The 13,116-nt window shown below is 74.6% G+C and carries 8 protein-coding genes; 1 reads left to right on the top strand and 7 read right to left on the bottom strand.

Annotated elements, in window-relative coordinates; all coding sequences use genetic code 11:
• Window positions 1-52: 52 nt before the first annotated feature.
• On the bottom strand, window positions 53-3,406 hold the full coding sequence (locus AB0H75_RS34045; protein WP_367803597.1) for an ATP-dependent helicase: 3,354 nt from the start codon (window positions 3,404-3,406) through the stop codon (window positions 53-55).
• Window positions 3,400-6,510, bottom strand: coding sequence for an ATP-dependent helicase (locus AB0H75_RS34050; RefSeq protein WP_367803915.1), 3,111 nt, complete (start codon window positions 6,508-6,510; stop codon window positions 3,400-3,402). Before AB0H75_RS34050 ends, AB0H75_RS34045 begins: the two co-directional genes overlap by 7 nt.
• Before the next feature lie 250 nt (window positions 6,511-6,760).
• Between AB0H75_RS34050 and AB0H75_RS34055 the strand changes: the two genes are divergently transcribed.
• Complete coding sequence (locus AB0H75_RS34055; RefSeq protein ID WP_367803599.1) at window positions 6,761-7,348, top strand: NUDIX domain-containing protein; 588 nt, start codon at window positions 6,761-6,763, stop codon at window positions 7,346-7,348.
• 22 nt (window positions 7,349-7,370) lie between these two features.
• On the opposite strand, the gene AB0H75_RS34060 is transcribed toward AB0H75_RS34055, so the two are convergent.
• The 5 genes from AB0H75_RS34060 to AB0H75_RS34080 form a co-directional block, all read right to left on the bottom strand.
• A complete protein-coding gene (locus AB0H75_RS34060; protein ID WP_367803601.1) occupies window positions 7,371-10,118 on the bottom strand; it encodes a CDP-glycerol glycerophosphotransferase family protein in 2,748 nt (915 codons plus the stop codon).
• A 208-nt stretch (window positions 10,119-10,326) separates the two neighbouring features.
• A complete protein-coding gene (locus AB0H75_RS34065; protein WP_367803603.1) occupies window positions 10,327-10,662 on the bottom strand; it encodes an MGMT family protein in 336 nt (111 codons plus the stop codon).
• On the bottom strand, window positions 10,650-11,009 hold the full coding sequence (locus AB0H75_RS34070) for a hypothetical protein (RefSeq protein ID WP_367803605.1): 360 nt from the start codon (window positions 11,007-11,009) through the stop codon (window positions 10,650-10,652). Before AB0H75_RS34070 ends, AB0H75_RS34065 begins: the two co-directional genes overlap by 13 nt.
• A 23-nt stretch (window positions 11,010-11,032) precedes the next feature.
• Window positions 11,033-12,199: a S8 family serine peptidase gene (locus AB0H75_RS34075; RefSeq protein ID WP_367803607.1), complete on the bottom strand. Its 1,167-nt coding sequence runs from the start codon at window positions 12,197-12,199 to the stop codon at window positions 11,033-11,035.
• Entirely contained in the window at window positions 12,193-13,098 is a 906-nt protein-coding gene (locus tag AB0H75_RS34080; RefSeq protein ID WP_367803609.1) for a hypothetical protein, read from the bottom strand. Before AB0H75_RS34080 ends, AB0H75_RS34075 begins: the two co-directional genes overlap by 7 nt.
• Window positions 13,099-13,116 lie beyond the last annotated feature (18 nt).

Below are 13,116 nucleotides of genomic sequence, written 5' to 3' on the forward strand. Positions count from 1 at the left end.
CCTATGACCTCGCACGCGGCCGCTGACCGGGCAGCCCCCGTGCTCCGGGCGCTCACCCCTTCGGGCCCGGCGCGCGGCTGCGGCCCTCGGCGCTCCCTTCGCCCCCCTCGCTCCCGTCGCCGGCGCTCTCGACCCTGACGCTCTCGACCCTGACGCTCTCGACGAGCGCGACCAGCCCGGCCTCGTCCAGCAGGTCCACCGGGCGCACGGTGCGGTTGGCGCGTACGTAGTGGAAGGCCGCCGTCACCTGCTCCAGCGGCACCCCGGCCAGGTGCGACCAGGCCATCCGGTAGGCCGCGAGCTGCACCGTGGCCACCTTGGCGGCCTTGCCGCGCGGCGGCTGCCCGGTCTTCCAGTCGACCACCTCGTAGCCGCCGCCCGGCCGCTCGAAGACGGCGTCCATGCGCCCGCGCACCAGCCGGTCGCCGATCATCGTCTCGAACGGCACCTCCAGGTCCACCGGCCGCCGGTCGGCCCACTCGCTCCGCTCGAACCGCTCCTGCAGCTCGGCCAGGCGCACGTCGGCCTCCTCCGGCTCCAGCTCGTCGTAGAGCTCGAAGTCGTCGATGAGCCGCTGCTGCTCCCAGCGCGTCTCCAGCCACTTGTGGAACGACGTGCCGCGCCGGGCCAGCGGCGCGGGCTTGACCGGCACCGGGCGGCGGATCCTGCGGGCCAGCTCGCGCGGATCGGCGGCCAGCGTGACCAGCGAGGAGACGGTCAGCTTGGCGGGCAGCTCGACGATCGTGGCCGGGCGGCGCAGGTGCAGCTCGCGCTCGCGCAGCAACAGGTCGGTGTCGCGGTCCCAGGCCCGCATGCGCTCCTCCTCGTAGGCGCGTACCGGCTCGTCGTCGTCCTCCTCGTCGTCCGCGCCAAGCGCGCCGGACAGGACGTCCTCGACCAGGCGGGCGCCGTCCAGTACGGACTCGTAGCGCAGGCCCTCGGGCGTGACCGGCCAGACGGCCTCGGGCGGCTCGGCGAGCAGCGGGTTCGTCGCGTCCTCGGCCAGGTCGCCGGCCCAGACCGAGACCCGGTCGGCGGTGTCGCGGATCTCTAGCAGGAACTCCGACGGCTCCAGCGGCTTGGTGGCGCTGCCCCAGCGGTAGCCGGAGGCGATGAGGTGGTAGTGGGCACGGGTGACGGCCACGTACGCGAGCCGGCGCTCCTCCAGCAGGTCGCGCTCGCGGCACAGCTCCTCGAAGACCGCCAGCTCCTCCTTGCTCAGCCCGGACAGGCGCGGCAGGTCGGCGGCGTCGCCGCGCAGCGGGTACGGCAGCTTGCGCGGGTTCTCCGTCCACCGGCTGTTCATGACCGGCGAGGACGGGAAGACGCTGCCGGTCGCGAGCGTCCCCTTGGAGCTGATGAGCTGCGACAGCCCCGGCACCACCACGACCGGCCACTCCAGGCCCTTGGAGGCGTGCACGGTCATGAGCTTGACGCTGTTGCTCTCGCCGACCCGCCCGGCCTCCAGCCCGAACTCCTCGCTCTCGGCCGCCTGGAGGTAGGCCAGGAACGCCCCGAGCGTCGGGTCCTCGGCGTCGCCGGCGAAGCGGGAGGCCGAGTCGATGAAGGCGTCGAGGTCGGCCCGCGCCGCGAACGCGCCCGCCGTGCCGCTGCGCGCGGCCACCTCGATGTCCAGGCCGAGTCTGCGCTCCACCTCGGTGATCAGGTCGGGCAGCGGCTGCGCGGCGTGCGCGCGAAGCTGGCGCAGCTCGTGGGCGAACGCGACCAGCCGGGTGCGGGCCAGCGGCGAGAACAGCTCCAGCCACTCCTCGCGATCGGGCAGCTCGTCCAGGGCGTCCACCAGGCTGCCGCGCTCCTCGGCGAGGTCGGCCACCACCTGGTCGAGCGGGTCGGCGACGTGCGCGCTCTCGCCCAGCTCACGGGCGAGCTGCCTGGCGCACTCGCCGAGCACCCGCAGGTCGGCGGGGCCGATCCGCCAGCGCGGCCCGGCCAGCAGGCGGGCCAGGGCGTCACCGGCCGTGGCGTCGTACAGGACGCGGAGGGTGGCGACGATGTCGTTGACCTCGGGCACGGTCAGCAGGCCGCCGAGGCCCACCACCTCGACCGGGATGTCGCGCTCCTCCAGCGCCCGGCGCAGCGCCGGGAACTGCGAGCGGCGGCGGGCCAGGATCGCGACGTCCTGCGGCTGGAGGGCGAGGGTCTTCTTGCGCTCCCGCTCGCCCCAGGGCAGGCCGTCGGGGGCGACCTCCTGGCCGAGGATCTTCGCGATGCCGTCGGCGATCCACTGGGCCTCGTCCTCGGCGGTCTCGTGGAAGGCGCAGGTGACCCGGCCACGCTCGACCCGGTTGGGGCCGGGGACGAGCACCGGCACCTCGCGGGCCTCCATGCGCAGCGGGAGCTGGACGCGGGCGGCCACGTCGAGCACCCGGTCGCCGTTGCGGAAGCTGACGCTGAGCTGGCGGACCGGGGCCGGGTCGCCCGCGCCGGTGCGGAAGTCGCGGGAGAAGCGGCGCAGGTTGCCCGCGGACGCGCCGCGCCAGCCGTAGATCGACTGGCAGGGGTCGCCGACGGCCGTCACCGGGTGGCCACCGCCGAACAACGAGCGCAGCAGGACGAGCTGGGCGTGGCTGGTGTCCTGGTACTCGTCGAGCAGGACGACCGCGTAGCGCTCGCGCTCGATCTCGCCGACCTCCTTGTGGGCGGCGGCGATGCGGGCGGCCAGGGCCATCTGGTCGCCGTAGTCGATGACCTCGCGGGCGCGCTTCAGCCTCTCGTACGCCTCCACCAGCGGCAGCAACTGCTCCCTGGCCGCCTGGACGTCGAGCGGCCGGCGCTGGGCGAGCGTGACGCGGCCGGGGGCGCGGGCCAGCCGCTCGTGCAGCCACTCCCCCAGGCGGCGCACGTCGGCAGGGCTGCGCAGGTGCTCCGACAGCTCGCCGGCCAGCTCCAGCAGGGCCGCGGTGACCGAGGGCGGGCCCAGCTCGACGCGGTCCATCGGCCCGTCGTAGGAGGCCACCACGCGCGAGGCGAGCTGCCACGACACCGCCGGGCTGACCAGGCGCATGGTGGGCTCCAGGCCCTCGCGCAGCGCGTGGTCGGTGACCAGGCGGGCGGCGTAGGCGTGGTAGGTGGAGACGGTCGGCTCGTTGTCGAGCGCGCCCGGCTCGACCAGGCCCGCCTCGGCCAGACCGGTCAGCCGCTCGCGCACGCGGGTGGCCAGCTCGGCGGCGGCCTTGCGGGTGAACGTCAGGCCCAGCACGTTCTCGGGCTTGACCAGGCCGTTGGCGACCAGCCAGACCACCCGGCCGGCCATCGTCTCGCTCTTGCCCGAGCCGGCGCCGGCCATGACGACCATCGGCTCCAGGGGCGCCTCGATGACGGCCGCCTGCTCGTCCGTGGGGGGAAGGACGCCGAGCTTGCCGGCGAGTTCGGCGGGGGTCAGCACACCTGCCCCCCCTTGTCGTTGACGGGGCAGCTCGACCGGGCCGCGCAGGTGCGGCAGCCGTCGTTGACCTTGGCCTGGAAGAACGGCCCCGACATGCCGGTGGCCACGGTGTCCACCAGGTCGCCGGCCCAGCCGGGGTCGCGGTCGTCGCCCAGCGCGCCCTGCTGCTGCTCCAGGGCGTCGTTCTTGCCGCCCGCCTTGCCGAGCTGCACCAGCGCGGCCCCGCCGGGCTCGGTCATGCCGTGCCGGGCGAAGGCGCCGAGCAGCGCGGCGAGCTGGTAGACGCCGAGCTGCGGGTGCCGGTCCAGCTCGCCGGCCCTGGGCTTGGAGCCGCCGGTCTTGAGGTCGATGATCACCGCGCGGTTGTCGGAGTCGCGCTCGACCCGGTCGACCCGGCCCTTGATCTGCACGCCCTCGGAGACCATCGCGGTGAACGACTCCTCCAGCGCGACCAGCTCGCGCGGGTTCTCCTTGTGCCAGCGCAGGAACTTGCCGATCATCTGCTCGGCGACCTGGCGCTGCTTGCGGTTGTACCAGGTGCCGCCGAAGTCCAGCTCGTGCCACACCTGGTCGAGGCGCTCGCCGAGCAGGTCCTCGCTGGGCAGGTCGGTGGCGGCCAGCACGGCCAGGGCGTGGATGACGTTGCCGAGGCCCTGGGCGGTGCTGGTGCCGGCCGCGCCGACGGCGGTCTCCAGCAGCCAGCGCAGGCCGCACTTGGTGAAGCTCTCCACCGCCGACGGGGAGATGCTGACCACGCCGTCGGGCCAGCTCAGCGGGCGGTCGTCGGAGATGGGGGTGAGGGCGTACCAGTCGTTGGGGTGGGCGCCCTGGACGCCGGCGGCGGCCAGGCGGGCGAGCTGGCGGGCGGCCTTCCTGCGGACCTTCGCCGGTTTCGTCGGGTCGGTCACCGCGCCGCGCAGGTCGGCCACCAGCGCGGACATGGTCAGCCAGCGGGCCCGGTCGTCCACGGTGGCCGTCTCCACCTCGCCGGGGGCCAGCTCGGACAGGAAGCGCGAGGGCCGCTCGTCGGTGTCCTCGCCGCCGACGGCGGTGACCACCAGCCGGCGCCTGGCCCGGGTGGCGGCCACGTAGAACAGCCGGCGCTCCTCGGCCAGCAGCTTGGAGACCAGGGAGGCGGCGTTGGGCTCGGCGCCCTCGACGGTCTCGATCAGGTCCTCCACGCCCAGCAGCGAGCCGCGCAGCCGCAGGTCCGGCCAGACGCCCTCCTGGACGCCCGCCACCACCACGACGTCCCACTCCAGGCCCTTGGAGCGGTGGGCGGTCAGCACGCGCACGGCGTCGCCGTCGGGGGCCCGGTCGGCCAGGGTGTCGCCGGGGATCTCCTGGGCGGCCAGGTCGTCGATGAAGACCTCGGGGCCCGCCTTCGGCATGCGGTCCACGAACTTGGCGGCCTGGTCGAACAGGGCCACCACGGCGTCGAGGTCGCGGTCGGCCTGCGCGCCCCGGGGGCCGCCGGACATGCTGAGGTCGGTCCAGCGGGCGGCCAGGCCGGTGGCGTCCCAGACGGCCCACAGCAGGTCCTCGGCGGTGCCGCCGTCGCGGACGGACTCCCTGGCGATCCGCAGGAGCTTGGCCACGCGCTCGGCGGGCAGGGCGACGTGCGGCTCGATCCTGGTCAGCTCGCGGGCGTCCTGGACCGCCGCGACCAGCAGCTCGCCGGAGGAGCGGACCTGCTCGCCCGGCTCCGCCGCCTCGTTCTCGGCGATCTTGAGTGCCCGGCGCAGGCGGCGCACGCCGATCATGTCGGTGCCGCCGAGCGGGCCGACCAGCAGCTCCTCGGCCACGTTCTCGTCGAGCAGCGACGGGTCGAGCGCGACCTTGAGCATGGTGAGCAGCGGGCGCACGCCCGGCTCCTGGGCGATCGGCACCTCGTCGCCGGCGATCATGGTGGGCACGCCGGCGTTGGTCAGCGCGCGGCGCAGCAGCGGCACCTGCCGCTTGGCCGAGCGGACCAGGATCGCCATCCGGTGCCACGGGACGCCCTCGATGAGGTGGGCGCGGCGCAGCGTGTCGGCCACGATCGCGGCCTCCTGGCTGGTGCTGTCGGCCAGCAGCACCCGCACCTCGCCCTCCGGCAGGCCGGGCAGCGGCACCAGGTCGCGGTGGTCGTGCCGGTGGTCGAAGCCGGGGGCCACGGGCAGCTTGGCGGCCACACGGCGGCCGGCCCTGAGCAGCTCGGCGCCGCTGCGGCGGCACACCCGCAGGGCCAGCACGGGCGCGTCGCGGCCGTCGAGGGTGGGGAAGCGCTGCGGGAAGCCCATGATGCCGTGGACGTCGGCGCCGCGGAAGCCGTAGATCGACTGGTCGGGGTCGCCCACCGCGACGAGGTCGCGGCCGTCGCCGGCGAGCTGGGACAGCAGCAGCTCCTGGGCGGGATCGGTGTCCTGGTACTCGTCCACGAAGACCGCCTCGTGCGCCGCGCGCTCCCGCTCGCGCACCTCCGGCCGGGCCAGCAGTGCCGAGGCGGCCCCGATCAGCTCGGCGTAGTCGTAGGTCTCCTCCGGGTCGAGGTCGAAGCGGTCCTGGTAGCGCTCGGCGAAGCGGCCGGCCGCCATCCAGTCGTGGCGGCCGTGGCGGCGGCCCAGCTCGACCAGGCGGGGGCCGTCCAGGCCGCGCTCGTAGGCGCGCGACAGGAAGTCACGCAGCTCCTCGGCGAAGCCGCGGGTCTTCAGCGGCTCGCGCAGGGACGGCGGCCAGTCGAGCCCGCCGTTGCTCTCCAGCTCGCCGTGGAGCAGGCGGCGGATCTCCAGCAGCTGCTCGGGGCCGGTCAGCAGCCGGGGCGGCGCCTTGCCCTCCAGGACCGACTCGCGGCGCAGCAGGGCGTAGGCGTAGGAGTGGAAGGTCATCGCCAGCGGCGTGCGGGTGGTGCGGCGCAGGCGGGCGGTCACGCGCCGGCGCAGCTCCTCGGCGGCCTTGCGGCTGAAGGTGAGGATGAGCACCCGCTCGGGGTCGAGGCCGCGCCGCTCGATGCGGTGGACGACGCTCTCGACGATCGTGGTGGTCTTGCCGGTGCCGGGGCCGGCGAGGACGAGAAGGGGCCCGCCGGGATGCTCGACCACGGCACGCTGGTGCTCGTCCAGCACAGGGGGCACATCAGGGACGGTGTTGCCACGTCGTACCAGCCGCCAGCTCTGACCACTCACAGCACTAGATTCCACCAGACCACAGGGGTAGATCGTGCCGACTTGCCCGGTCTTCTCGTACGATCCGCCTACCGTAGCGGGGTTGACCGGCGGGACCGCGGCGACACGCCGGTCTCCGCCGCGGCGGGCACGCGTGCCCGCCCTCCCCATCGACCTGCGGAAACGGGCGGCTGCTTGTAGCTTTGGGCCCATGTGCTGGGAGGTCCGCTCCGAAAGGAGCGTGTACGCCGGCGGCGGACTGGAGATCCGGATCGCGGACGTCGAGCTGCCCGGCGGGCGGCGCGAGGAGCGGCACCTGGTGCGCGTGGCGCCCTGCGCCGGGGCCGTGGTGGTGGACCGGCGCGAGCGGGTGCTGCTGGTGCGGCGGCACCGCCTCGCCACCGGGAGCCGGGCCTGGGAGATCCCGCTCGGCGAGGTCGCCGAGGGCGAGCTGCCGCAGGAGGCCGCCTGCCGGGCGGTCGAGGAGCAGGCGGGCTGGCGGCCGGGGCCGGTCGCCCCGCTGCTGGCCGTGCAGCCGGCCAACCGGATCTCGGACGGGCTGCACTACGTGTACCGGGGCGAGTCGCCGGTGTACCTGGGGCCCCCGGCCGGCCGGGGACGGGCCGAGTGGGTGCCGCTGTCACGGGTGAGGCGGCTGGCCGACGAGGGCGAGATCGTCTGCGGCACGACGTTGTCGGCCGTGCTGCGCGTGCTGCTCGACCGCCCCGCGCCGGCGCCGCCGCCGGGCGCCCGCGAGCGGCCCCTCCTGCTGCGCGACCTTCCGGGCCTGGAGACCTAGCTCCGGCCCGGAAGCCGCGCCGTCAGGAGAACAGGTGGTCGACGACGCGGACCGTGGCCTTGCCGTCGTCGCGGGGGGCGAAGGTGGCGCGGAAGGCGTCGTAGCGGTCGGCGTGGGCGGCGGCGACCGAGTCGATCGAGCGCAGCGCCTCGACGACGTCGGCCGAGGTGGACAGCACCGGCCCCGGCGCCTGCTCGGCGAGGTCGAGGTAGAGGCCGCGCTTGGCGGCGTACTTGGCCTGGTCGTAGGCGTACAGGACGATCGGGCGGCCGGTGGCGGCGAAGTCGAACATCACCGAGGAGTAGTCGGTGACCAGGACGTCCGCGATCAGCAGCAGATCGGCGATGTCGGGATAAGTGGTGACGTCGTGGGCGATGTCGGGGACGGCGGGCGCGGCCTGCATCGGATGGGCGCGGACCAGGATCTCGTGGTCGGCCCCCAGCGCCTCGCGCGCCTTGGCGAGGTCGAGCTTGACCATCGCGTTCTTGCGGTCGTAGTCGCGGTACGTGGGCGCGTACAGGACCACCCGCTTGCCCTCGGCCAACCCCAGCCGCTCGCGCACGGCCGCCGCCAGCTCCTCGCGGTCGGGCGAGTTGAGCACGTCGTTGCGCGGCAGCCCGCTCTCCAGCACCTCGCCCTTGTAGCCGAACGCCTTGCGCAGCACCGGCGTCGCCCACGGCGACTGCGACAGCAGCAGGTCCCAGCCGCGCACCTCGGCCGCCTGGCGGTGCCAGATCGGCGGCCTGGGGTCGCGCTTCATGTGCGGCTGGTCGTTGCCGATGTGCTTGGCCGGGGTGCCGTTCCAGGTCTGCACCACCACTTGGTCCTCGCGGGCGCGGAACCAGGTGGGCAGGAAGGCGTTGGTGATGATGTGCCGGGAACGCGCCAGGGCGGCGTGGTGCTCGCGGCTGCCGGCGCGCACGACCGTGGCCGGGCCCGGCGGCACGAAGGCGCCGTCCTTGACGATCCAGATGTGCTCGCGGTCGTCGCCGCGCCGCAGCCGCTCCTCGTAGATGGCGCGGACGCTGTCGGCGTACAGGCGGCCGTCGTTGACGACGTAGACGGTGGCGTCGTTGAGCGGCTCGGTGCGCTGCGCCGGGTAGAAGACGCGGCGCAGGACGTGGGTGCCCGCGACGCCGCGCTCGTCGGCGGGACGGGCCTCCTCGGCCAGGACGACCGGCACGTCGAAGCGGGTCGAGACCATGCGGTAGGTGCGGCCGTCGAGGGTGCGCGGCTTCTCGTCGAGCCCCGGCAGCGCGGCGTGGTCCATGCGCAGCGGCACGATCTCGCCGGACGGGTGGCGCAGCGACAGGTTCCAGGTGCCGGAGGCCAGCGGCACGGGCTCGCCGAAGCGGTCCATCGCGGCCGGCTCGACCCGGACGGAGAACCGCTCGTCGGAGCGCTCCATCGGCAACTGGTAGGACAGCCCGGAGCGGTGCCGCAGGGTGAGCGCGCGCGGGCCGGGCGCGTCGGGGTAGTGGCCGCTCAGCAGCAGCGCCGGGCCGTCCCAGACCGCCGAGGTGATGACCGGCCTGATGCGGTGCGCGGAGACCACGACGCGGTCGCGGCGGTCGCCGAGCACGGTGATCTCGCGGTCGCCCACGACCTTGCGGGCCTCGGCGAGGTCGGCCAGCATGACCGAGGCCGCCGGGTCGCCCTTGGGCTCGACCCAGAGCCGCCGGCCGTCCTTCTCCTGGAGCAGGGCCGGCACGGCCAGCCCGACGACGACCTCGGTGCCGCCGGCGGCGGGCGTGAAGTCGGCGGCGATGCGGTGGCCGCCCAGCCGGGCGTGGCCCTTGGTGACCGTGCGGCCGGGCAGGAAGACCTTCAGTTCGAGGCGGTCGCCGTCGAGGGTGACGCCGGTCAGCTCGGCCCGGTTGGGCTGGAGCACGACCTGGAGGGCGCGGTCGGACGTCCAGACCGGGCGCACCCACCAGCCTGGCTTGAGCTTGAGCCCGGCCGGCCGCTCGGGACGGCCCAGCGAGGAGCCGCGCAGCAGGCCGGTGGCGCGGGCGCCGCGGCTCCAGAAGACGATCTCGGCCCGCCACGTGGTGGTGTCGGGCACCGACGGCCGGTGCCGCATGCGGCGGCGCGCCGCAGAGACGACGTTGCGCACCGCGCCGCGCCAGCGCAGCGGCCACGGGCTCAGCTCCGCCGAGAAGCCGGACCAGTCGTAGTTGCACCCGGGCTCGCGCGCCCCGTGGGTGGCCTCCGGCTCGAACGTGCGCCGCGTGCGCATCCGGATCGGCGGCAGCCAGCGCGGCCCGCGCAGCACCACGCTCGCCCGGTTGAAGCGCCGGCTGCGCACCGACAGCCCCGCCAGGTAGGCGAAGCCGGTGACGCGCAGCCTGCCGCCTTCCCAGGTGATGTCGTCGATGTGCGTGACCGGCACCAGGTCGGCGCGGCGCAGCCGGTAGAGGTCGGCCGGCAGCTCGTCCTGGAAGGGCAGGTCGGCGTACCAGCGCAGGCCCTTGCGGATGCGCCTGGACGGCTCGGCCGCCGCGGTGACGACCTTGAGCAGCGTCTCGCCCTCGATCAGCTCCTCGTCCGGGCGGGTCTCGATGAGGTGGCAGATGACCCGGCGGGCGACCGGCAGGTCGTGCTTGACGCGCGCGTCGACGCCCGCGAGGTAGGGGCGCACGAGCGCCAGCATCTCGCGGCGCCGCGCGGGGCCGCGTTTCACCGCGAGGTCGATGCGGCCCCCGAGAGGACCGCTGAGCACCTCGGTGTCGAACGCCGCGTCGCGTCCGCCGGGGCCGACCGCTCGCATGACCGCTTCGAGAGGCTCGCCGCGATCGCAAAGATCTTGGACAGCCTTGAGGCGGTCGGCGAGGGGGTCGCCGCCCTGGCTCTGGGCTGTGACGCCGGTGGCCATAGGGGAGGCACCGCCTTTCGGGCCGCCATCAGTGTTCTGCCCATGGTAATGGGCGTCACCTGTCATAGATTCGCCCGATCAGGGAATCCGCAGGTCAGACCCCTTACTGAAACTTCGCTGAAGGCCGCTCGCGTTCGGCGGGGCCGCCGTCCCAGCGGGCCAGGCGCATGTCCACGCGCTCGCCGCGCAGCGGGGTGCCCTCCTCGCGCCAGTGGACCAGGCATTCGCGCAGGTGGTCGGGGGCGGCGCCGCTGCCGTCCGCGTGCACCACCCGCCACCAGGGCACGCCGCCGCCCCAGACGGACATCACCTTGCCGACCTGGCGGGGGCCGCCCTCGCCGAGGTATTCGGCGATGTCGCCGTAGGCCATCACCTTGCCGGGCGGGATGCGCTCGACCAGGTCGAGCACCTGCTCGGCGAAGGGGGTCAGGGCGTCCACGCCGCCGGGCCCGCGTCGATGGCCTCCTCGAACTTGCCGAGCTCGGTCACGCCGCCGCCCGACTCGACCTCCATGACGCCGTCGCGCAGCGTGTAGACCTCGCCGTCCTCACCCACGAGCCGGGCGCCGAGCGCGGCCGACAGCCTGAGCAGCTGCGCCACCTGCCAGTCGGAGCCGGGCTCGCCGACCACCTGGCCGTCCCAGCGGCCCACCTGGTAGGTGCCACCGGCGTGGCCGGTGACGATCTCGTCGGACGCGCGCAGCTCGAAACCGGCCGGCGCGATGGCCTTCGCCAACTCCGCGAAGGCGAGTGGCGACTCGCGCACCACTCGCAGCTCGTATCCCATGACGGGGGACCATAGCGGATCTTTCACGACTCCCTGCGCTGATTCAGCACCACGATCGCGCCGCAGAAGGTGATGAGCGCCACAAGCGTGCCCCCGCCGTACAACCACAGCCGCAGCGGGTCGGGGCCCGGCCGCTCGGGCACGGGCGCCTCGCCGGTGCCGAAGTGCTCGCCGGCGCCGGGATCGGTCACGCCGCCGCGGGCGGCGGCCATCGTGGCGGCGGCGTTGAGCGCGGCGGCGGCGTCCACCACGCCGAAGCCGATCTGGTCGTCGTAGCCGGCGGCGGGCCGGCCGCGCGCGCCGGCCGCCAGCGCCTGGGACACCTGCTCGGGCCGCAACCCGGGATGGCGGGACTTGACCAGCGCGGCCACCCCCGACACCAGCGCGGCCGCCGAGCTGGTGCCCTCCGACAGCTCGTAGCCGCCCTTGCGCTTGACGACCGGCACGCCGACGCCGGGCGCGGCCACCAGCACCGACAGGTTGTCGCTGCTGAAGGCGGCCCGGCGGCCCTGCTTGTCGGTGGCCGCCACGCCGATGACGCCCGGGTAGCCGGCCGGGAAGCTCCAGTAGGAGGTGCCCTTCTCCTTGGCGTACTGGGTCTGGCCGTCGTTGCCCACGGCGGCGACCAGCACGACGCCCTTGCCCAGCGCGTACGAGACCGCCTCCCGCTCGGACTTGAGCGGCCCGTAGGAGCCGATCGACATGCTGACGACCTGCGCGCCGTGGTTGGCCGCGTACCGCAGGGCGCGGGCCAGCGGGCTCTCCGCGGCGATCGCCGCCTCCGGCTCGGGCGGCACGCCGATCACCGGCTCGTCGTCCACCGCCATCGGCAGCGACAGGATGCGGGCCTCGGGCGCCACGCCGACCAGGCCGTCACCGGCGCCGGAGCCGGCGATCAGCGCCGCCATCGCGGTGCCGTGCCGGCCGGGCGGCACGGCGCGCGTGGTGGTGCCGGAGGTCATGTCGGGGCCCACGGTGACGCGCCCCTTCAGCTCCTTGATCCCGGTGTCCACGCCGCTGTCCACGACGGCGACGGTGACGCCGGCGCCCTTGGTGACGGTCCAGGCCTGCTCGACGTTGAGCGCGTCCAGCACCCACTGCTGCTGGTCCCTGACCGGCGGCGCGGCGGCGCTCTGGCCGGACAGCGCCACCGTGACGGCCGCGAGCGCGCGGACGGCGACGGTCAGCACACGTTCCCCTGGGTGCAGGGCGGAACCTTGGGGGGATCCGCGAGGAAGTAGGCGATCTGGTTGCCGATGGACTTGCCCGCCGGCCACAGCTCGGGGTGCAGGATCTCCTCGGGCGGGATCGCGGCCCTGGTGCGCCCGTCGGCGTAGCCGCCGGTGGAGAAGACGATGTACGGCCCCGCGGCGACCCAGCTCGTACGCTGCCGCTGCTCGGGGCCGAAGCGCTCGCTCACCGTGCCGGGGAAGGCCACGGGCAGCACACCCACGCGGTCGTCCTGGGTCAGCTCCTCGGCGGCCGACACCCGGGCGGTCTCGTCCTTGAGCACGGCCACGCCGACCGTGAAGACGAACGAGGCGGTCTGGTCCATGTACGTGGCCCGCAGCATGGTGACGCAGCCGTGGCTGCGCAGCACGTCGGCGACGGCGGCGTCCACGCCCTTGGCGCACTCGGTCTCGGGGGCGATGCCGACGCGCCTGGCGTACTGCTGGGCGCGGTCGAGGCCGAGGTACTTGACCTCGTCGGGGAAGACGCCGGTCATCGGCCACGCCTGCCAGCGCCGGGCGATCTCCTCCTGCTTGTACTGGTTCTGCTCGGCAGGGGTGAGCGGGCGGGAGCGGGTCTCGTTGAACAGGCCGATGGTGCCGAGGAGCACGACGGCCACGGACACGGCGATGATGACGCCGAGCAGCGCCACGAAGATGCGCCGGTACCGGATGCCCTGCTGGAGCGCCAGCAGCTCGGCGCGCTGCCTGGCGGCGTCCGCCCGCCTGCGGCCGTCGGCGGCCGGCCAGGAGCGCACCCGCGATCTGCGGCCGGTGGTGGCGCCCAGCGGGTTCTTGCGTCCCGGTGCGGCGTCCCCTCCGGCGCGCGGCAGCCCTGACGTGGTCCTACGTGCCTTCACCACCGCCTCGTTCCCAGG

The organism is Nonomuraea sp. NPDC050783, assembly GCF_040802095.1.
GTDB lineage: Bacteria > Actinomycetota > Actinomycetes > Streptosporangiales > Streptosporangiaceae > Nonomuraea.